The organism is Actinoplanes sp. NPDC023714 (genome assembly GCF_040639855.1).
Taxonomy (GTDB): Bacteria; Actinomycetota; Actinomycetes; order Mycobacteriales; family Micromonosporaceae; genus Actinoplanes.
Genome location: NZ_JBFAAR010000009.1, coordinates 74,881 through 94,573 on the forward strand (window position 1 = coordinate 74,881; position 19,693 = coordinate 94,573).

18 protein-coding genes are annotated in these 19,693 nt (G+C 70.5%); 5 read left to right on the forward strand and 13 right to left on the reverse strand.

From position 1 onward, the window contains the following. Positions 1-81: 81 nt before the first annotated feature. The 3 genes from AB0G10_RS32215 to AB0G10_RS32225 are packed head-to-tail and all read right to left on the reverse strand — an operon-like array spanning position 82 to position 2,658. Positions 82-1,053 carry a permease prefix domain 1-containing protein gene (locus tag AB0G10_RS32215; RefSeq protein ID WP_360930219.1) on the reverse strand — a complete coding sequence of 324 codons (972 nt, stop codon included), beginning with the start codon at positions 1,051-1,053 and terminating at the stop codon, positions 82-84. Beyond that, positions 1,050-1,397 (reverse strand): PadR family transcriptional regulator, encoded by a 348-nt coding sequence (locus AB0G10_RS32220; RefSeq protein ID WP_360930222.1) that lies wholly within the window; start codon positions 1,395-1,397, stop codon positions 1,050-1,052. The genes AB0G10_RS32215 and AB0G10_RS32220 overlap by 4 nt, the downstream gene beginning before the upstream one ends. A 58-nt stretch (positions 1,398-1,455) precedes the next feature. Further along, on the reverse strand, positions 1,456-2,658 hold the full coding sequence (locus AB0G10_RS32225) for a macrolide family glycosyltransferase (protein ID WP_360930225.1): 1,203 nt from the start codon (positions 2,656-2,658) through the stop codon (positions 1,456-1,458). Positions 2,659-2,735: 77 nt separating this feature from the next. Between AB0G10_RS32225 and AB0G10_RS32230 the strand changes: the two genes are divergently transcribed. Together AB0G10_RS32230 and AB0G10_RS32235 are read left to right on the forward strand one after the other, a co-directional pair. After that, positions 2,736-3,320: a TetR/AcrR family transcriptional regulator gene (locus AB0G10_RS32230; RefSeq protein ID WP_360930228.1), complete on the forward strand. Its 585-nt coding sequence runs from the start codon at positions 2,736-2,738 to the stop codon at positions 3,318-3,320. Further along, complete coding sequence (locus tag AB0G10_RS32235; protein WP_360930231.1) at positions 3,317-4,483, forward strand: MFS transporter; 1,167 nt, start codon at positions 3,317-3,319, stop codon at positions 4,481-4,483. The genes AB0G10_RS32230 and AB0G10_RS32235 overlap by 4 nt, the downstream gene beginning before the upstream one ends. 36 nt (positions 4,484-4,519) lie before the next feature. Here the strand turns inward: AB0G10_RS32235 and AB0G10_RS32240 are convergent, their stop codons facing one another. Further along, complete coding sequence (locus AB0G10_RS32240; RefSeq protein ID WP_360930233.1) at positions 4,520-5,209, reverse strand: carbon-nitrogen hydrolase family protein; 690 nt, start codon at positions 5,207-5,209, stop codon at positions 4,520-4,522. Positions 5,210-5,269: 60 nt separating this feature from the next. On the opposite strand from AB0G10_RS32240, the gene AB0G10_RS32245 reads away from it, so the two are divergent. Further along, positions 5,270-7,246: a methyl-accepting chemotaxis protein gene (locus AB0G10_RS32245; RefSeq protein WP_360930236.1), complete on the forward strand. Its 1,977-nt coding sequence runs from the start codon at positions 5,270-5,272 to the stop codon at positions 7,244-7,246. 21 nt (positions 7,247-7,267) lie between these two features. Then, positions 7,268-8,038 carry an aminotransferase class IV gene (locus AB0G10_RS32250; protein WP_360930239.1) on the forward strand — a complete coding sequence of 257 codons (771 nt, stop codon included), beginning with the start codon at positions 7,268-7,270 and terminating at the stop codon, positions 8,036-8,038. Here the strand turns inward: AB0G10_RS32250 and ppk2 are convergent. Then, positions 8,035-8,811, reverse strand: coding sequence for a polyphosphate kinase 2 (gene ppk2 / locus AB0G10_RS32255; RefSeq protein ID WP_360930242.1), 777 nt, complete (start codon positions 8,809-8,811; stop codon positions 8,035-8,037). The two genes, AB0G10_RS32250 and ppk2, sit on opposite strands and share 4 nt — an antisense overlap. 84 nt (positions 8,812-8,895) lie before the next feature. On the opposite strand from ppk2, the gene AB0G10_RS32260 reads away from it, so the two are divergent. Next, complete coding sequence (locus tag AB0G10_RS32260) at positions 8,896-10,014, forward strand: cation:proton antiporter (RefSeq protein ID WP_360930244.1); 1,119 nt, start codon at positions 8,896-8,898, stop codon at positions 10,012-10,014. Here the strand turns inward: AB0G10_RS32260 and AB0G10_RS32265 are convergent. The 8 genes from AB0G10_RS32265 to AB0G10_RS32300 form a co-directional block, all read right to left on the reverse strand. Then, the gene (locus tag AB0G10_RS32265; RefSeq protein WP_360930246.1) at positions 10,008-10,556 is read right to left on the reverse strand and encodes a CAP domain-containing protein; all 549 of its coding nucleotides are present in this window, start codon (positions 10,554-10,556) and stop codon (positions 10,008-10,010) included. The genes AB0G10_RS32260 and AB0G10_RS32265 overlap by 7 nt on opposite strands. A gap of 701 nt (positions 10,557-11,257) precedes the next feature. Beyond that, positions 11,258-11,845, reverse strand: a complete 588-nt coding sequence (locus AB0G10_RS32270) for a TetR/AcrR family transcriptional regulator (protein ID WP_360930249.1) — start codon at positions 11,843-11,845, stop codon at positions 11,258-11,260. 47 nt (positions 11,846-11,892) lie between these two features. After that, on the reverse strand, positions 11,893-13,353 hold the full coding sequence (locus tag AB0G10_RS32275; protein ID WP_360930252.1) for an MFS transporter: 1,461 nt from the start codon (positions 13,351-13,353) through the stop codon (positions 11,893-11,895). A 31-nt stretch (positions 13,354-13,384) separates the two neighbouring features. Then, positions 13,385-16,327 carry a glycoside hydrolase gene (locus AB0G10_RS32280; protein WP_360930255.1) on the reverse strand — a complete coding sequence of 981 codons (2,943 nt, stop codon included), beginning with the start codon at positions 16,325-16,327 and terminating at the stop codon, positions 13,385-13,387. A gap of 450 nt (positions 16,328-16,777) precedes the next feature. Then, positions 16,778-17,173: a hypothetical protein gene (locus AB0G10_RS32285; RefSeq protein ID WP_360930973.1), complete on the reverse strand. Its 396-nt coding sequence runs from the start codon at positions 17,171-17,173 to the stop codon at positions 16,778-16,780. 49 nt (positions 17,174-17,222) lie between these two features. After that, positions 17,223-18,011: an alpha/beta hydrolase gene (locus AB0G10_RS32290; RefSeq protein ID WP_360930257.1), complete on the reverse strand. Its 789-nt coding sequence runs from the start codon at positions 18,009-18,011 to the stop codon at positions 17,223-17,225. Then, entirely contained in the window at positions 18,008-18,841 is an 834-nt protein-coding gene (locus AB0G10_RS32295) for an alpha/beta hydrolase (RefSeq protein WP_360930260.1), read from the reverse strand. Before AB0G10_RS32295 ends, AB0G10_RS32290 begins: the two co-directional genes overlap by 4 nt. Beyond that, entirely contained in the window at positions 18,838-19,656 is an 819-nt protein-coding gene (locus AB0G10_RS32300) for an alpha/beta hydrolase (RefSeq protein ID WP_360930263.1), read from the reverse strand. The genes AB0G10_RS32295 and AB0G10_RS32300 overlap by 4 nt, the downstream gene beginning before the upstream one ends. Positions 19,657-19,693: the final 37 nt, after the last annotated feature.

Genomic DNA, 19,693 nt, shown 5'->3' on the forward strand with positions numbered 1-19,693 from the left:
CGCGCCCCCGCCCCCCGCCGCCCCCCCCGGCGGGGGGCGGGCGCCTGCCGTCCCCGCCCGGGCCCGGCCGGGGAGAAGCGGTCAGAGCGTGGTCGGGATCTCGGCCGGCAGACCGCGGCGGGAGCGCTCGGTCTTGATGGCCACGTCGGCGATGTCGTAGAGCGTGCCGACCAGGACGATCGCGGTGATGATGCCGGTGAGCCAGGTCAGCGGCTCGGTGGTGCCCCAGTCGAGGGTGGCCGTCCACTCCGGGTTGAAGAAGCGGTCGGTCTGGAGCAGCCACACCACGGGGCCGGCGAACAGCACCGCGAGCACGGCGTTCACGACGGTGACGGTGTGGGTCCAGGCGTTGCGGCGGAAGAGCCAGACCGCGTAGAGCGCCTCCAGGATCAAGACCATGATCAGGTACGGCCACCAGAACGTCCAGTTGTCCGGGTTGAGCACCGGCTCGTCGGTGAACGTGAACTGCTGGAGGACCAGTGCCACGATCAGCAGCAGCGGCCAGATGATGCCGGTCGCCAGTTCGCCGAGGCCGATCGGCCGGGACTCGTGGCGCGGCAGGTCGTCGAGGCTCCACGCGCGGCCCGGGACGCCGGGCAGGTCGGCGTGGGCCACCCCGCTGCGCTCCAGGATCGCGAAGACCAGGGTCGTCCAGAACGCCATGTGCGCGCCGACCGTGACGACCGTCGAGACGGCCGTGCCGATCGCGGTGCCGACCGAGGGGTCGCTGAGCGTCTTGAGCGTGGTGAGCACCACGACGACGATCGGCAGCACGATCCCGATCAGCATGGTGGTGACGCGCCACCAGACCGGGAAGAGCTCGGGGCCGATCAGGTACTGCCGGCGGTCGGCGTACTCGTCGGCGAGCCGGCCGGGGTCGCCCAGCTCGAGCAGCGTCTCCTCGACCGCCGCGTCCGGCGGCGAACCGCCGGCGACTCTCGCCTCGACCGCGTCCTCGATGGAGGTGCGCAGTTCGCGGTCGATGTCGGTGCGCTTCTGCTCGGGGATGCGGCTGAGGACGGTCAGGACGTAGCGGTCGATGAGCGTGGTCATGCGGGACTCCCCGGGGTGTTGTCGAGATCGGTGACTGCCTTGTCGAGCCGCGTCCACTCGTCGCGCAGGGCCGCCGCGATGGCGTCGCCCTGCTCGGTGGTCCGGTAGAACTTGCGCGGCCGTGCCTCGTCGGTGTTCCACGAACTGGTCAGCAGGCCCTGGGACTCCAGGCGCCGCAGCAGGGGGTAGAGCGTGTTCGCCTCCACCTCGAAACCGGCCGCGCTCAGTGTTTCGAGCAACGAGTACCCATAGCCCGGCTCCCGGAGGACGGTGAGACTCGCGACGACGACCGTGCCGCGGCGCAACTCCTGTAGGTGAGTGGCGAGCGTCGCATCCGTTGTCATGTCACTTACGATAGTGTGCGGCACACACCATCGCAAGTGACACGACATAGTGCCTCGGCTATTTGCGAATCCCGGCAAAAGCCGCTTGTTCGATCGCGTCGGCTGCGCGGCGGGCGCCGCCCTCCGCCCGTACGATCGCCTTGATCTTTGCGGCCTCGGCCGCCGCCGGACCGGAAGTGAGCCGCAGGAGCGCGCCCCGCAGGTCTTCCGCACCGACGGTCGCCGCGTCGACCACCTCGGCCACCCCGATCGCGGCGAGTTGCTGCGCGTTCGCGAACTGGTCCGCGGCCTGCGGCGCCGCGATCATCGGCGTGCCGGCCCAGAGGCCCTCGCTGCTGCCGCCCATCCCGGCGTGGGTGAGGAAGGCGTCCGCCTGATCGAGGATCGCGAGCTGCGGAACCCAGTCGTGCACCTCCACCGAATCCGGGATCGCCCCCAGCTGATCGGGCGAGACGTGCTTGCCGATCTGCAGCACGGTGTGCCATCCGGGCAGGTCGCCGAAGGCCTCGACGCAGCGCCGGTAGAAGTCCGGATGATCGGTGAAGGCCGAGCCGAGGGAGACCAGCAGAACCTTCTCGGCGCCCGCCGGACGGGTCCATCCGCCCTGGTGCGAGCGGTCGCCGAAGACCGGGCCGACGAACTGGTAGACCTCGTCGTCCACCCGGTCCGCGTTCGGCTGCAGGGCGCGCGGGATGAGCGCGAGGCACCGCTCGGGGCGGCCCTGGAACGCCGTGCTGTCGGTGACCGAGGAGCCGTTCGCGGTGAGCCACTCGGTGAACCGGCGGTAGTAGGCGGCGCCGCGCGGATCGGCCCTCATCTGCTCGATGAACGGGGCCATCTCCTCCTCGTAGCCGTCCCAGGCCACGAACGTGGGGGAGAGCTGGATGGCCGGGATGCCCCACTGCTCGCCGAGCAGCCGGGCCGGGGCGCCCGCGATGTCGTAGAGGAACAGGTCGGGACGGTCGTCATCGTAGAGATCCCTCAGCTGCGGGAGCATCGCGATCGCGTCGTCGAGGAAGGCCGTCAGCTGGTCGATCGGGTCGTCGCCGGTCGTTCCCGCATTTTTGATCAAGGTCGATGCGTACGGTCTGAGCGTGGCTCCCGTCGAGGTGATCAGTTCGGCGAAGGAGGGGTCGTTGGCGTAGGTGACCCGGTGGCCGCGCTGCACGAGGGTTCGGACGATCTCGAGGCTCGGGTTGACGTGGCCGTGGAAGGGGATGCTGACGACGGCGATGTGCTTGGCTTCGGTCGCTGTATTCACGAGACGCAACGTATCGTCTCGCGTCTGGGACTGTCAAGACGAGACGTTGCGTCTCGGTGTCCGGTAGGGTGAGGGGCATGACCGCCGACCCCGCCCGCCGCAACGAGCGCTCCCGCCGCGCCATCCTCACCGCGACCCTCGAGCTGCTCGGCGAGACCGGCTACTCCGAACTGACCATCGAGTCGATCGCGGCCCGCGCCGGCGTCGGCAAGCAGACGATCTACCGCTGGTGGCGCGGCAAGGGCGCGGTCGTCCTCGAGGCGCTCGTCGACAGCACCATGGCCGCGGCCGAGCCGATCACCCTGCCGGACAGCGGCGACATCCGGGCCGACCTGCGGGCGGTGCTGCGCGCCACGGTCGCCGAGTTCGCCGACCCCAAGCTCTCCGCCACCACCCGGGCGATCACCATCGAGACGCTCTCCGACGAGGCGCTCGCCGAGCAGGTCCGCGACCAGCTGCTGCGGCCGCAGCTCGACGCCGTGAAGGCCCGGCTCCGCGCCGGTCAGCAGGCCGGCCAGGTTCGCGAGGGCATCGACCTCGACCAGGCGGTCGAGCTGCTGTTCGGCCCGCTCTACCACCGCTGGCTGCTGCGCAACGGGCCGCTCACCGAGTCCTATGCCGACGGCGTGACCGACCTCGCGCTGGCCGCGATCGCCAAGTGACGGCGCAGGGGCTCACCCTCCGGCAACTCGGACCGGCGATCTTCCTGCCGTCCGGCGTCTACTCGATCGGGCTCGGCGCCGTCGCGCCGGTCGTGGCGCTCTCCGCCACCGGGCTGGGCGCCTCGTTCGCGGTCGCCGCGGTCGTGGCCGGCATGATCGGTGTCGGTCAGATCCTCGGCAGCATCCCGGCCGGCGTCCTGGTCTCGAGGATCGGCGAGCGCCGCACCATGCTGCTCGGCGCCGCCCTCGCCCTGCCGGCCCTGCTGGCCTGCGTGGTCGCCGCCCACGTGCTGCTGCTCGCGGTGGCGGTCACGCTGGTCGGGATGGCCGGCGCCACCTGGGGTGTGGCGCGGCACGCCTACATGACCGAGGCGGTGCGGCCGGAACTGCGGGCCCGGGCCATGTCGACGCTCGGCGGCGTGGGCCGGATCGGCACCTTCCTCGGCCCGTTCGCGAGCGCCGGCGCGGTGCACCTCATCGGGTTGAGGGGCGCGTACCTGGTGGCCGTCGCCTGCTCGCTGGTGGCCGGCGCGCTGCTGCTGCTCCTGCCCGCCGTGGCGGGGGACCGGCCGGCGCCCGCCGGTGCCGCACGGCCGAGACTGATCGACGTGGTCCGGGACAACGCGGTCACCCTGCGCACCCTCGGCCTCGGCGTGCTGCTCGTCGGCGCGCTGCGGGCCTCGCGCCAGACGATCCTGCCGCTCTGGGGCGCCCAGCTGGGCCTCGAACCGGCCACCATCGGCCTGATCTTCGGCATCTCCGGCGGCGTCGACATGCTGCTGTTCTACCCGGCCGGCAAACTGATGGACCGGCACGGCAGGAGGGCCGCCGCGGTACCCGCCATGGCCCTGCTCGGCACCGCGTTCGCCCTGCTCCCGCTCGCGAGCGGGGTGGCCGGGCTGGCCGCCGCCGGGATCCTCATGGGCATCGGCAACGGCCTCAGCGCCGGCCTCGTCATGACGGTCGGCGCCGACGTCTCGCCGTCCGCGGGCCGGGCGCAGTTCCTCGGCGTGTGGCGGGTCTTCTCCGACATCGGAACCGGCGGCGGACCGTTCCTGATCGGGGCGGTCACGGCGGTGGCGTCGCTGACCGCGTCGGCCGTGGTGGTCGGCGTGGCGGGTCTCGGAGCGGCTCTCCTGATGGGCCGGTGGCTGCGGCGGTAGCGCTCGGCAGCGCTTTTCAGCGCTCTTCAGTGCTTTTCAGCGCTGGAAGGTCCACCGGGCCAGATCGCCCGGTCGGGGTCCGGCCTGGGCGATCACGTCACCCTGGGCGTCCCAGATTCCCGACCTTCCGGACGTACGGGTGAAACCGCCGCCCGTCGGCCCCGCGAAAGCCGCGGTCGCCACCCACACCCCGTGGTCGGCCGCCACCCGCTTGGCGCGGTCGCCGTGCACGTCCGCCTCGTGGTCGTGGTGCACGACGCCGGCGACGTAGCCGTCGATGCCCAGCGCGGCCGTCCGCGCGGCGTGCTCGGGGATGCCGGTGTCCCGGCAGACGGCGAGCCCGAGCCGCCAGCCGTCGACGTCGAGGACGGCCGGCTCGCCCGGGGTGAAGCGCTCGGCCTCGGTGCCGTGCAGGTAGACCTTGCCGTACACGACCCGGGCCCCGTCGCCGTCGATCCGGAGCACGCCGATGTGCGGTCCCGGGGTGGGCGCTCCGACCAGGGCGATCGTGCCCTTCCCGGCGCACGCCTCGACGATCGGCGCGAGCCTCGGGTCGTCCGGTGCGACCAGGTCGGCGTCCAGTTCGTACCCGGTCAGCGACATCTCCGGGAAGACCACCACCCGGGCGTCCGCCTCACGGACGGCGGCGGCGTGCGCGACGGCGTTGCCGGCCACGTCGTAGGCCGCGGTGGGAGGCTGGGCGACAGCGATGGTCAGGCGCTTCACGGGGTTCATCCTAGGGCCGGGGCTCAGGGTTGGCCCCGGGGTGCCGATCGGGTTGGCGTGGTGGGCTCATCGAAGCGCCGGGTACGGATCACCATCAAGGCGCGCGTCATCGTCGCGATGGTGGTGATGGTGGCTCTGTCGATGGTGGTGGTGGTCACCTACATCACCGGGCGGAACTCGGCCGAGGCTCGGGAGACCGGGTTCGACTATGCCGACGAGGTGACGCGGGCCAGCGGTGGGCAGATCACCAAGGTGCTGCTGGGCGGGCTCGGCACGGTGCGGGACATGGCGCAGGTGCTGGAGGCCACGTCCGGGACCGCTGCGTCGCGGCGGATCGCCAACGATCAGCTGAAGGCCGTGCTGGAAGCGCACGAGGAGTATCTGGGCACGTGGACCGGGTGGGAGCCGGACGCCTTCGACGGGCGGGACCGGCGCTACCGGAACGCGAACGACGCCACCGACGCCACCGGCCGGTTCGTCCCCTACTGGTTCCGGGACGGCGGCGAGGTCAGCCTGTCGCCGCTGGAGGGATACGCCGAGGCCGGGGCGGGCGACTACTACGTGGTCCCGAAGGAGACCGGCAAGGACAAGGTGGTCGAGCCCTACCTGTACGCCGTGGGCGGCGTGCAGACGCTGATCACCTCGATCGCCACGCCGATCGAGCGGGACGGTGAGGTCGTCGGCGTCTCGGGCATCGACATGTCGCTGGCGACGCTGCAGACCATCGTCGGCGGGATCAAGCCGTTCGGCACCGGGTCGGCGACCCTGATCAGCACCGGTGGGCTGCTGGTCGCCGGCAGCGGGGGCGAGGCGGGATCGGCCGCGCCGGACGACCTCCGGAAGCTCGCGGCCGCGGCCACCGAGTCCGGCGGTACGAGCCGCAGCGTCACCGGGGCCGGCGGCGAGGAGATGCTGCGGATCGCCGCGCCCCTCGCGATCGGGGAGAGCGACACCTGGTCGCTCGTCGTGACGGTGCCGACCGCCACGGTCCTGGCCGCCGCCGGCACCACCCGGACCGTCAGCATCCTGCTGGCCTGTGTGGCCGTGCTGGTGGCGGGCCTGGCCGCGTTCTTCCTGGCCCGCACGATCGTCCGGCCGATCGAGCGCCTCCGCGACCGGATGGCCGAGATCGCCGACGGCGACGGCGATCTGACCCAGCGGGTCACGGCGGCCCACGACGACGAGGCCGGGCAGCTCGCGAGCGCGTTCAACCGGTTCGCCGAGAAGGTCGCGATCACGATCCGCGGTATCGCCGGGTCGACCGGGACGCTCGCCGGCGCGGCGCAGGAGCTCACCGCCGTGAGCAACCGGCTCGAGGCCGGCGCCACCGACGCGTCCCGGCAGGCGGTCGAGGCCAGCGACGCGAGCGAGCAGGTCAACGCCGGCGTCCAGGCGATCGCCGCCGGCGCCGAGCAGATGAGCGCGTCGATCGCCGAGATCTCCAGCAACGCGACGCAGGCCGCGCAGGTGGCGGCGCAGGCCGTCGCGATCGCCGAACGCACCAACGGCCAGGTGGCCGAGCTCGGCGTGGCCAGCACCGAGATCGGCGAGGTGCTCCAGCTGATCACGTCGATCGCCGAGCAGACGAACCTCCTCGCCCTGAACGCCACGATCGAGGCGGCCCGGGCCGGTGAGCTGGGCAAGGGGTTCGCGGTCGTGGCCGGCGAGGTGAAGGAGCTCGCCCAGCAGACGGCCTCGGCCACCGAGCAGATCACCGCCCGGATCGGGGCGATCCAGTCGTCGAGCGGGTCGGCGGCCACCGCCATCGGGGAGATCGCCGAGGTGATCGCGCAGATCGGGGACTACACGACGACCATCGCGTCGGCGGTCGAGGAGCAGACGGCGACGACCTCGGAGATGAGCCGCACCGTCACCGACGCGGCGTCCAGCAGCGGCGAGGTCGCCCGCACGATCAACGGGGTGGCGTCGGTGGCGGCGTCCACGGCGGACGGCGCGCGGACCACGCAGGAGGCGGCCGCGAACCTGAACCGCCTCGCCGACGAGCTGACCGGGCTGGTCGGGGCGTTCCGCTACTGACGTCGATGTCAGGATGGCGGGGTGACCCACGTCGAGATCAACGGTGCGCCGGCCTCGCTCGAGGTCGTCCACCGGGCCGCCACCTGGAACTACGGGCACTACACGTCGATGCAGGTGCGGGGGCGCGCCGTGGCGGGCCTCGACGATCACCTGCGGCGGCTGCGACTGGGGTCCGCGACGCTGTTCCCGGAGGCCGCGGTGCCCGGCGACATTCCGGAGCTCATCCGGCACGCGTTGCGCGACCTCGCCGACGCCTCGGTCCGCGTCGCCGTGCTCCCGCGCGGCGACCTGCGGTCGGCCGACGTCATGGTGTCGGTCTCCGATCCGGTCCCCGATGCGCCGAAACCGCCTCTGCGGGTTCGCGGGATCACCTACGAGCGGGAGCTTCCGCAGCTCAAGCACATGGCGACGATGGGCCTGACCTACCACGTGCTGGCAGCGAAGTCCGATGGTTTCGACGACGTGCTGTTCCACGGCCGGGACGGCCTCGTCCGCGAGGGCTCGGTCTGGAACGCGGTCTTCCTCGACGGCGACGGCACCGTGGTGTGGCCGGCCGCGCCGATGCTGGAGGGCATCACGATGCAGGTCCTCAAATGCAACCTGCCGTCCTCCGCACGCCCGCTCACCCGCGCCGACGTGGCCGGCATGCGCGGCGCCGCGACCACCAACTCGCACAACCCGGCCCAGCCGATCGCCGCGATCGACGGCGTCGAGTTCCCGGACACCGCGAAGTTGACCGCGCTGCTCCGCGACGCCTGGTCACGGGCGGCCTGGGATCCTCTCGACCGCTAGAACGGGGTGGGGATCCGGCGTACGGCGAGCTGCGGTTCCTCGTACCCATGGGGTTTCTGCCTCTTCGGCAGGGTGACGTCGTGCTTCGGCAGCGGCTTGTAGGGCACGGTCGCCAGCAGGTGGGTGATGATGTTGAGGCGGCCGCGTTTCTTGTCGTCGGTGTGCGCGACATGCCAGGGTGCCCACGCCGTGTCGGTGGCGCGGAACATGTCGTCGCGGGCGCGCGAGTAGTCGAACCAGCGGCTGTACGACTTGAGATCCAGATCGGACAGCTTCCACACCTTGCGCGGGTCGTGGATGCGGTTCTCCAGCCGGCGGGTCTGCTCCTCGGGGCTGACCTCCAGCCAGTACTTGACCAGGATGACGCCCGAGTTCACGATGGCGCGCTCCACCTCGGGCACGACCTGCAGGAAGTCCTTGGCCTGCTGGTCGGTGCAGTACCCCATGACCCGCTCCACGCCGGCCCGGTTGTACCAGCTCCGGTCGAAGATCACGACTTCGCCGGCGGCCGGCAGGTGCGGAATGTAGCGCTGGATGAACATCTGCGACCGTTCCCGCTCGGTCGGCGCCGCCAGCGCGATGACGCGGAACGTCCGCGGGCTCACCCGCTCGGTGATCGCCTTGATCGTGCCGCCCTTGCCGGCCGTGTCCCGGCCCTCGAAGAGGATGCAGATCTTGGCGCCGCTGTCCTTCACCCACTCCTGAAGGGCGACCAGCTCACCGTGCAGGCGGCGCAGCTCGCGCTGGTACTCCTTCTCCTTCATGCGTGCCATGCCGGAAGGGTCCCGCAGCGGCCGGTCCGGTCCATCACCCGCCGAGGATGGTTTCCGACCGGCCCCGGCGTGGTCACATCGAACATGACAACGGGCGCGCTCGTGCTGGTGACCCTCGCGGTGTTCGCCTGGGGCGTGGTCGCGCACCGGATGGAACGGTTCGACGTCACCGCGCCGATGGCGTTCGTGCTGGTCGGCATTGCGCTGGGGATGCTCGCCGGCGGTCACGTGGAGGCGGAGTCCGGAGCCGTCACGGCGCTCACCGAGGCCACCCTCGTCGCGGTGCTCTTCTCCGACGCCTCCCGGGTCGGGCTGCGTGAACTGCGCCGGGACGCCGGAATCTTCGTACGCTTGCTCGGTCTTGGTCTGCCCTTGACGGTGGCGGCGGGATCGTTCGCGGCATGGTGGCTGCTCGGATTGCCCGATCCGTGGCTGGCGCTGCTGGCCGGCGCGGCGCTCGCACCCACCGACGCGGCCCTCGGCTCGGTCGTCGTCACGAACCCGGTGGTGCCCGAACGCATCCGGCGCATCCTCAACGTGGAGAGCGGCCTCAACGACGGCATCGTCACCCCCGTCGTGATGCTCGCGCTCGTCTCCTCCTCCACCCACGGCATCCTCCCCGCCGCGTTGCAGCTCGCGGGAGGCGCGGTGGTCGGTGCGGCCTTGGGGGCCGCCGGCGGCAGATTGATGCGTACGGTGGAAACGCTCTTCGCCGGGCCCGGCGTCGTCGGTCTGGCCCTTCTCGCGTACGCCGTCGCGATCGCCCTGGGAGCGAACGGGTTCGTCGCCGCCTTCGTGGCGGGACTCGCGTTCGGCCGGGTCGTGCCGTTCCTGGAACAGACCGCGGCCCTGTCCTCGGTGCTGGTCTGGACCCTCTTCGGCGCGATAGCGGTCCCGCTGCTGCCCGCACTCCTGACCGCCCCGATGATCCTGTACGCGGTCCTCAGCCTCACCGCGATCCGCATGATCCCGGTGGCGCTCAGCCTCGTCGGCGCGCACTTCGGCACCCGTACCGTGCTGCTCGTCGGCTGGTTCGGCCCGCGCGGCCTCGCCTCGATCGTCTTCGCCCTGCTGGCCATCGAGGAACTCGGCCCGTCCGCGTCGCCGGTGGTCGCGGTGATCGTGCTGACGGTCCTGCTCAGCGTCGTGGCGCACGGGTTGACGGCGCGCCCGCTGGCCGGAGTTTTCCGTTCCCCTCAGTAACCGAAGTCCTGGGTGTAGTAGGGGGTGCCGTTGGCGGAGAACACCGCGCCGACGCCGACGGTCTTGGACTTGCAGTTGAGGATGTTGGTGCGGTGGCCGGGGCTTTTCATCCAGCCGTTGACGACCTGGGTGGCAGTGCGGTAGCCCCAGGCGATGTTCTCGGCGGAGGGGGTGGTGTAGCCGGCGGCCTTGGACCGGGCGACGAAGTTGGAGTTGGAGCGGCCGGTGTGGGAGAAGGTGCCGGTCTGGGCCATCCAGGCGCTGTGACCCCGGGCGGCGGTGGTCAGCTTGGCGTCGACGGTCAGCGCCTTGCAGCCGTGGGTGGTGCGCTGGACGTTGATCAGGCGGTTGATCTCGTTCTGCAGGGTGGCCTCGCCGGGCTTGGCGGCGACGGTCTGGTTGGCGGTGGTCTTCGCCGGGACGGCGGTGGTCTTCGCCGGGGTGGCGGCCTGGGCGGTGCCGGCGGTCATCGTGGCGAGGCCGAGGGTGGCCGGGGCGATGAGGGCGGCGGCCAGGGCGAAGCGGCGAAGAACGTTGCGCAAGAGCGGTCCCTTTCGTCGGTGTTTCGCGGTTGCGCTGTTCTGTTCGGCCCGGCTGCGGTTGGTTGGATCTCCGTCCTGGTGCGCGTGCGTGGCGGGACGGTTGCCGGTCCACGGCGTTCCCGGCTGTACGGGAGGGCGACATTTCGGGCGCCGACCCAGCCGTGGCGTACAGCCGGGCCGGGTTGGCTGTGCGGGAGGGCGACGATTCGGGCGCGGACTCAGCCGTGGCGTGCAGTCGGGCGGGGTTGGCTGTACGGGAGGGCGGCATTTCGGGCGTCGGCCCAGCCGTGGCGTGCAGTCGGGCGGGGTTGGCTGTACGGGAGGGCGGCATTTCGGGCGCCGGTCCAGCCGTGGCGTGCAGCCGGGCGGGGTTGGCTGTACGGGAGGGCGACATTTCGGGCGCCGGTCCAGCCGTGGCGTGCAGTCGGGCGGGGTTGGCTGTACGGGAGAGCGGCATTTCGGGCGCTGGCCCAGCCGTGGCGTACAGCCGGGCGGGGTTGGCTGTACGGGAGGGCGACATTTCGGGCGCCGACCCAGCCGTGGCGTACAGCCGGGCGGTGTTGGTTTTCCGCCGGTGATCGACGTCGGCTGCAGCTCATGGTTGCGACACGCCGGGTCCGGCAGCCGTGCGCTGCAGCTGACAGCAACACGCTGCAGCCGGCTCGGGGGTGAGCTGCGGCGGCCGGTGGCAGGGCGGGGTGTCAGGTCGGCCAGGGGAGGGACTGCCAGAGGGCGGGGTTGTGGGTGAGGTGGATGAGGCGTCTCTCGAGTTCGCGGTATTCCGGGGCGTCCACCGATGCACCCCACATCGGGGCGCTGCTGACGCCGTCGGCTGCCGCTGTCACGAGGGTTGTCACGTCGAGGGGGAGGCCGTCGGCCAGGAGTTCGGCGTTGAGGAGCTCGGTGTCGGCGTCCACCAGGGCGGCTACGGCGGGGACCGTGGAGAGCTGGCTGATCAGGGCGATCGAGCGGCGTGCGGCGGCCTCGTCCTCGGGCGGCGCCAGCAGGGCCCGGATGTAGGCGCGGGTGAACCGGCCCGGAGCGGTGTCGGTGGGGTCGAGGCGGCTCTCCACGTCGGCGCGGAAGCGGGCGATCAGGGTGCGGGCCAGTTCCAGGAGGAGGTCGTCCTTGCTGGCGAAGTGGTAGATCAGCCCGCCCTTGGAGACGCCGGCGTGGCGGGCGATGTCGTCGAGGGAGGCGTGCAGGCCGCGGGTACGGATGACCTCCCCCGCGGCCTCCAGGACCGCTCGCCGGGTGTCCTCGGGAGACCGTCCGGCCGTTCGTCCCATGTGTCCCCCTGGGCAATGGATCGAGGTGAAAACCGATGACGACGAGATTATCGGGACGGGATCAGGCGCCACGCCACCACGGCCGCGAGCGCCGTGAACACCGCCGCCACCAGCGACGTCGTCTGCATCGCGGTGACGAAGGCGTCCTTGGCGATCGAGGTCAGCGACGGGTCGAGGACCTGCAGAGCGGAACCGAGGGAGTCGCGGGCCGCGGCGGGCGCCGACTCGGGCAGCGTCAGCGAGGAGCGGTAGACCGAGGTCAGGAGGGAACCGAGTACGGCGATGCCGAGGACGACGCCGAGTTCATTCGCCGTCTCGGTGACGGCCGAGACGGAGCCGGCCTTCCGGGGCGGGGCCGCCGAGATGATGGCGTCGCCCGCGAGGGTCATCGACAGGCCGACCCCGAGACCGACGGGGACCAGGCACAGCGCAAGCCAGACGTACGAAGATTGGCCCGCCGCAGGCGCCACCAGGGCGAGACCCGCGGCAGCGACCGCGAGTGCGACGGCGATGGCGCGGCCCCGGCCCAGGCGGGTGATCGACCAGCCGACGAGCGCCACCACGACCATCGAGGCGATCGTGGCGGGCAGTTCGGCGAGGCCGGCCTGCAACGGGGTGAAGCCGCGGGCGAACTGGAGGTACTGCGAGAAGAAGAAGAGCAGGCCGACCAGCGCGAAGATGGAGATGACATTGGCGGCCACGGCGCCGGAGAAGGCCCCGCTGCGGAACAGGTCGACGTCGAGCATGGGGTTCTCGAGGCGGCGCTGACGACGTACGAAGAAATAGCCGGCGGCAAAGCCGCCCAGCGCGACCACGACGCTGGGAAGCGATCGGTGGGTGATCGCATAGACGATCGGCGCGACCGTGAGCATCGACAGGACCGCGGACGGCCAGTCGAACCGGCCCGGGTGCGGATCGCGCGACTCGGGCAGCAGGAACAGCCCCGACACCACCACGACGATCATGACGGGCACGTTGATCAGGAAGACCGAGCCCCACCAGAAGTGCTCGAGCAGGAAACCGCCGATCATCGGGCCGGCCGCGGAACCGGCGCCGAACGCGGCCGACCACACCGCGACGGCCCGGGTGCGCTCGGCGTCGTCGGTGAAGATGTTGCGGATCAGCGAGAGCGTCGACGGCATGAGGGTCGCGCCGGCGACACCGAGCAGCAGCCGGGCGGCGATCAGCTCCTCGGCGCTGGTCGCGAACGCGGCGATGAGCGAGACCACGCCGAACAGCACCGAGCCGGCGAGCAGGATGCGCTTGCGGCCGATGCGGTCGGCGAGATTGCCCATGAGCGCGAGCAGGCCGGCCAGGGCGAGCGAGTAGATGTCGCCGATCCAGATGATCTGCTCGGCGGTGGGGGAGAGGCTCTCGGTCAGGGACGGCACCGCGAGCGCGAGCACCGTCCCGTCGATCGAGAGCAGGAGGACCGCCGCGGAGAGCACCGCCAGGGCGGACCAGCGGCGGGCCTTCGAGTAGTGCGGTGGGGCGGCGGTCGACGTCATACCGGAACTGTACCGACCAGTCGGTAAAGTTTCACGCGGCTGTCTTGGTGATCACCTCCAGCTCGGCGAGGGTGAGGTAGCCGTCAGGGGTGGTGGTGAGGGTGACACAGACGCGGTCGGTGCGTGCCGTGAGCAACATTTCCGATTTGTCGGAAACAACGGGCTGGTCGGTTCCGGCGCACGTGCCGTCGGCTGCCGGGATGCCGACCCGGGCACTGGCCGCTATCCCGCCACCGGATGAATTGTCCGGAAAAAAGTGGACGATTGCCTGCGTTACGTCACGCTCCTCGGGCAGCGTCACGATCAGCGTCTCGGACGGATTGCGGCCGCTCGCCTTCCAGTTCGACCAGGCTTTATCGGTCACGTCCCCGTTGACCAGCCCGGCCGTCGAGTATCCCGGCTCGGTGTAGGTCGCGGTCACCTCCGCGCCCAGCGCCGCGTTCTCCTCAGCGGCCTCGCCCACCTCGATCCGCACCCGCGCCGGGAGCGTGCTGCCGTCGACGACGTGCGCCGTGCCGGTGACGGTCACGATGCCGATCCGATCCAGTGGCGGGACCGGGTCCCACGTCACCGGGAGTGCTGCGCGGCCGCCGTACCGTCCGATTCCGATCACCGTGGCCGGCAGGTCGGGAGTGCCACCGGCATAGGCGCTCGCCGATGCCGTTTCGGTGCGGCGGAAGGTGTCGACGACTACCTTCGCTGTGGCTTTGTACCTTTTGCCGAGCGCGTCGGTCGCGATCCCCTTGACCGTGACGGTTCCCGGTCTGTGCCATTGACGCGGTTTCTCCCAGCGCCACGTCACCGGGAGGGCGCGGCTTTCGCCGCTTTTCAGACGTGCGGTCACGGTGGTGGGGAGTTGCGGTTCAAGACCGGGGACCGTGTACGTCGAGACCGTATCCGTGCGGATCACCGACTCGTCGCGCAGGGCCCATCGCTGGTTGCCCCGTGCGGTCGGCTGCCACAGGCCGACGAGAGTGCCGTCGGTCGTCGCCTCGCCAGGCACGTCCAGGACGCGCCGCGCCGCCACGTTGATCAGCGTGTAGGTGCCGTCGCCGGTGGTCGAGACGATCCACTGTGCGCCCTCGTCGGGGGATGCGGTCGCACTCTCGGTGACCACGATGTCGTCACGTACCGCGAGCCTCTCGCCGGTGCCGGCGTTCGTGACGACGTAGCGTTCGCGGCTGCTCAGCCCGTTCCCGAGCGCCCGGATCGTCCACAGCTGCTCGGCAGACGCCGTGTCGGTGGTCCGGATCGCCGCCCTGCCGCCGGCGGGGGTGAGGCTGCGGCCGCTTTGGAGACCCTGGATTCGGTACGGGTGACCTGCGCTGATGTGGGCCGCATCCGCCTGTGTCACGCCGTCGACCAGGAACGTGGTGACCGACTCGGCCGGGACCGTGATGGTGGCCTGCTTGTTCCTCACCCGTACGGCCGGCTGCCGGACCAGTTTGCCGGAGGCGCTGGTGACGACCGGGGTGACGGTCGCCGTCCGGTTCACGGTGCGGAACTTCGAGAGGTCCAGGGTCACCTCGCGTGGCTGTGCGGTGGGGTTGCTGTGGACGGCTGTCACCCCCGTACCGTTGCCCTTGATCGCAGCAAGCGTGGCGGTATCACTCACCTTGACCACCCGGTCGCCCGGACGGATGAAGTGGGTGAAGTTGCGGATCGTGTCGAACTTGGTGTTCGTCTTGATCGGGCAGGTTTCCAGTGTGTCGGACTTGTCGCAGTCAAAGGGGACATGGATGCTTCCCCACTGGAGATTGCCCTCGGCGATCATGTTGTCGAGGTCCTCGACCGGTTGCCACAGCACCCAGGCCGACGGCTCCAGCTCGCGGAAGTCGTCGATGATCCGCTGCGCCATGCCGAGGCCGGAGTTCATGCTCGTGAAGTCGTTGCCCCAGCTGCCCTCGACCTCGCTCATCCAGAGCGGCTTCCGCTCGGCCTTGGCGACGTCGCGGGCGGCGGTGCGCTGACCGGTTCCGTACGTGTGGACGTTGAGCTGGTCGACGGCGTTCCGGGCGGTGGCCGGGTAGCCGTACCAGTCCTGGAGGAAGATCCCGGGGTTGGTCTCGTCGGGGGCGGAGACCTCGGCTTCGGTGGTGGCGTTCCGCAGCTCGTTCTTCAGTGCCTCGATGACCTGGGCCTGAAGGGCCGGGCCGGCGTGGGCGCCCTCCTGCCGGCCGCCGGTGGGTTGGCCGTCCGCTCCGAGCGTGGTGCGCCAGTAGTCGGTGTTGGGCTCGTTGAGGGGGTCGATAGTGTCGAATTCGATGTCGTGGGCGGTTTCGAGATGCTCGGCGACCCGTACCAGATATTTCGCGAAATCTACTGTTTTATCGGTTCTTATCTGGTCGGTCTTCGGGTCGAAGCCGCCGCTCACGTAGCCGCTGACCGTCTGGAAGTACGGCGGTGAGTTGCTGAACGCCTCCCATCGCGTGACGGTGTCCTTGATCTGGTCGACCCACCAGCGCTGATTCGGGTCGGCGTCGAAGTTCCAGTGGCCGGGGTCGTCCGGGTTCCACCAATCCTTTTCGGTCGGGCCGTACTGCTGCGGCGCCCGCCAGAACCCCGGCACCGCCCCGCCCGGCCGCAGATAGTCCTGCACTGTCGGCGCATTCCCGCCGCCGATGTTGAAGCGGGCGATGTTGAGGTTCAGCCCGTCCGCGCCGAAAAGGAGGTCGACGAGCCGGTTCCGGATCTCGTCGGGATAGTCGCCGGTGGCCTCGGCCAGCCAGGCGAGGCTCGTGCCCCACCCCTGGAACGCCGCCTGCTGATACGACGGATCGATCGTGACGGTGGTGGATGCCGCAGCGGTTACCGGCGGCGCTTTCGCCGGGGAGGCGGCGGCGGGAGGGGCGGCGGCACCGGGCAGGGATGCGGCAGCGAGCAGGGATGCGGCAGCGGGCGGGGAGGCGGCGGCCGGCGGGGACGGGATCAGGGCGAGGGTCATCGCCGCGAGGACGGAGAGGCGGACGAGCATAGACGTCCCTTCGTGTTGTTTACGTAAACATCACACGGTGGAAATCCGTTCTCGCATGCGCGCCGATCGATGTCAAGAACGCGACCCCGAACCCCGGCTGCACGCCATGGCTCACCCTGCGCCCGATTTGTCGCTCTCCCGTGCAGCCGGGCTCACCGCCGACCGGGCTCACCGCCGACCGGGCTCACCGCCGACCGGGCTCATCGACGACCGTGCCGTCCCTGCATGCGGGAAACCGCGTCGCCCGCCACCGCGCCCCACGGGAACGTGGACATCGACCACCCACGATGAGGAGAGAGTCATGCGCAGCTGGCAGGACGTAGCCGAGTTCGTCGTTCCCGGATACGGGCGGATCCGGGAACGGGAGACCACCCGTCACCGCACCACAAAGGAGAACGCCGCACGCTCGCGCCGGCGTGAGGATCAACGCCTCACTCGGGGTGGCGATACCTAGTTCGGGGTGACCAGGCCCTGCAGGCCGACGATGATGGCGATCACTCCGAAGACGGCGAGGAGCAGCGCCCTACCGGAGAGCACGCCCCCGGAGGGAGAGCTGGAGGGGGAGCCGGTCAGGGCGCGGCGGCCGGTGAGCCGGTCCCAGAGGAGGATCACGCCGACGGCGATGCCCACCACCTCGAAGTGGAACAGTCGTGGACCGGACACCAGGTGCACGATCAGGTAGTAGCCGCCGGCGACGAGGGCCAGGATCCCCACCAGCCATGCCCAAGGCGCGATCCGGTCGGTGAACCGGCCGAGTGGATCGCCGACCTTGGGCAGGCTGCGGAGCAGGGGTACGGCGAGGAGCAGCCCACCCAGGATGTTGGCGAGGTCGAGCAGGAGAGCCATCACGCTGGGAGCGTACCCATGAGGATCTTTGCAAAAACGGAGGGAAAACTCAGTGCCGGAGCGCCCACTCCAGAGCGTAGTCGGCGACGGCCTCCCAGCCAGGCTCCCCGCAGGTCCAGTGTGACCGCTCGGGGAACTCGTGGAAGTCGGTGATCGTGCCCTCGCCCTTGTAGTGGGCGGCGTTCGACCTGTTCACCGACGCCGGCATGATGTGGTCCTTCCCGCCCGCGATGAACAGTAGCGGCGCCCGGCCGGGGTTGTGGAAGTCCACCCAGGTCTCCTGCCTGCCGGGCTTGAAGTTGGCGATGAGCCCGTACGCCCACACCCAGCTTCCCGGCGCCGGGATCGCGTACCGCTCGTAGACGGCCCGCGCCTGGTCCTCCGGCAGCGTGTTGGTGAACGCGTAGTGGAACTGCTCGAACGTGAACCCCGCCGCCTGGTGCCGCTTCGCCGGGTTGTTCAGGATCGGGAAGAGCGACTTGAGCTGCGACGGCGGCGTGACCCGGATGCCCTCCGGCGGCGCCGAGTCGATCACCACGCCGGCGCGGCCGAGCCCCCGATCGAGCAGAAGCTGGGTGAGAGTCCCGCCGAACGAGTGCCCGATAACAAGCGGTTTTTCCGACAAATCCGAAATGATTGAAGCTAGGTGATCAACGGTTGACGGCACGGTCAGCGAGGCGATCACCGACGGGTTCGCCCGCAACTCCTCCACCTCGATCTCGAAACCGGGATACGCCGGCGCCACCACCGTGTGCCCCCGAGCCTCCAGGTAGGGGATCCACTGCTCCCAGCTACGGGGCGTGACCCACAGTCCGTGCACCAGGACGATCGTGCTCACGCCGCGTATCCGTTCAGGAAGGCGAGCAGATCATTGCCGAGCTGCTCCTTGTGGGTGTCGGTGATTCCGTGCGGCGCACCCTCGTACACGAGAAGGGTTGCGTCCTTGACCAGCGCGGCCGACGCCTTGCCGCCCACCTCGAACGGCACGACCTGGTCGTCGTCGCCGTGGATCACCAGGGTCGGCACGTCGAAGCGGGCGAGATCGTCGCGGAAGTCGGTGGCCGAGAACGCGGCGATCGACTCGTAGGCGTTGCGGTGCCCGGCCGCCATGGACTGCAGCCAGAACGCGTCCCGGATGCCCTGCGAGATCTCGGCGCCCGGCCGGTTGTTGCCGAAGAACGGCCCGTCGGCGAGGTCCTTGTAGAGCTGTGACCGGTCGGCGAGCGAGCCGGCCCGGATCCCGTCGAAGACCGAGATCGGCACGCCGCCCGGGTTGTCGTCGCGGAGCACCATGAGCGGCGGCACCGCCGAGACGAGCACGGCCTGCGCCACCCGCGAGGTGCCGTGCCGCCCGATGTAACGGGTGATCTCGCCGCCGCCGGTGGAGAATCCGACCAGTGTCACCTCGCGAAGATCAAGAGCCTCGATCAAGGTCGCAAGATCATCCGCGTACGTGTCCATCTCGTTCCCGTGCCACGTCTGCGTGGACTTGCCGTGGCCGCGCCGGTCGTGGGCGATCACCCGGTAGCCGTTGTCGGCCAGGAACAGCTGCTGCGCCTCCCAGCTGTCCGCGTTGAGGGGCCAGCCGTGGCTGAGCACGACCGGACGGCCGGCGCCCCAGTCCTTGTAGAAGATGTTCGTACCGTCGGAAGTGGTCACGTAGCTCAACGGGATGCCTTTCTGATCAGGTCGGCGACGGCTCGGGGCTGGGAGATCAGCGCGACGTGCGAGGCCTTGACCTCGACCGTGTGCGCGCCGGCGCGCCGGGCCATGAAGCGCTGCAGGGCCGGCGGGATCAGGTTGTCCTCGCGCGCGACCAGGAAGTAGGACGGGATCGTCTTCCAGGCCGGCTCGGCCGAGTGGTCCTGCAGGGTCGCGGCGTCGGCCGGGCGCTGAGTGGCCCACAGCACGTCGGTGGCCGAGCGCGGCAGGTCGCCGGCGAAGACCGTGCGGAAGACGTCCTTCTTGACGTATCCGTCGTAGTGGCCCTCGCCCCACGGCCGGAAGTCGATCGAGGTGGCCGGGTCGAGCAGCGAGCCGGGGAACTTCGCGGTCAGGCCGCCCACCGACTCGTCGAGGTCGGGGGCGAACGCCGCGATGTAGACGAGCGCCTTCACGTTCGGGTTGCCGGTCGCCGCGTTCGTGATCACGAAGCCGCCGTAGGAGTGCCCGACCAGCACGATCGGTCCCTCGATGGTGGCGAGGAAGTCGGCGATGTAGGCGGCGTCCGAGGCCACGCCCCGCAGCGGGTTCGCCGGCGCGAGCACGGTGTAGCCGTCGTGGGTGAGCCGGGTGATCACGTCGGACCAGCCGGCGCCGTCCGCGAACGCGCCGTGCACCAGCACGATCGTCGGCTTCGGCTTCCTCGTGTGCGCCGCCGCGGGCGAAGAGGCGTGCGCCGCGGCGGGCGATCCGGCGGCGACGGTGGTGGCGGCGGTCGCAGCGACGCCGGCCAGGACCGCTCTCCGGGAAACGGGTGACATCAAAGATCAAGACCCTTCTTTCGTACGGGGGAAGCCC

Coding starts and splice junctions, on each gene's coding strand:
- AB0G10_RS32215 (WP_360930219.1), bottom strand. CDS start 1,053: ATGACCACGCTCATCGACCGCTACGTCCTGACCGTCCTCAGCCGCATC.
- AB0G10_RS32220 (WP_360930222.1), bottom strand. CDS start 1,397: ATGACAACGGATGCGACGCTCGCCACTCACCTACAGGAGTTGCGCCGC.
- AB0G10_RS32230 (WP_360930228.1), top strand. CDS start 2,736: ATGACCGCCGACCCCGCCCGCCGCAACGAGCGCTCCCGCCGCGCCATC.
- ppk2 (WP_360930242.1), bottom strand. CDS start 8,811: ATGGCACGCATGAAGGAGAAGGAGTACCAGCGCGAGCTGCGCCGCCTG.
- AB0G10_RS32260 (WP_360930244.1), top strand. CDS start 8,896: ATGACAACGGGCGCGCTCGTGCTGGTGACCCTCGCGGTGTTCGCCTGG.
- AB0G10_RS32270 (WP_360930249.1), bottom strand. CDS start 11,845: ATGGGACGAACGGCCGGACGGTCTCCCGAGGACACCCGGCGAGCGGTC.
- AB0G10_RS32275 (WP_360930252.1), bottom strand. CDS start 13,353: ATGACGTCGACCGCCGCCCCACCGCACTACTCGAAGGCCCGCCGCTGG.
- AB0G10_RS32280 (WP_360930255.1), bottom strand. CDS start 16,327: ATGCTCGTCCGCCTCTCCGTCCTCGCGGCGATGACCCTCGCCCTGATC.
- AB0G10_RS32285 (WP_360930973.1), bottom strand. CDS start 17,173: ATGGCTCTCCTGCTCGACCTCGCCAACATCCTGGGTGGGCTGCTCCTC.
- AB0G10_RS32300 (WP_360930263.1), bottom strand. CDS start 19,656: ATGTCACCCGTTTCCCGGAGAGCGGTCCTGGCCGGCGTCGCTGCGACC.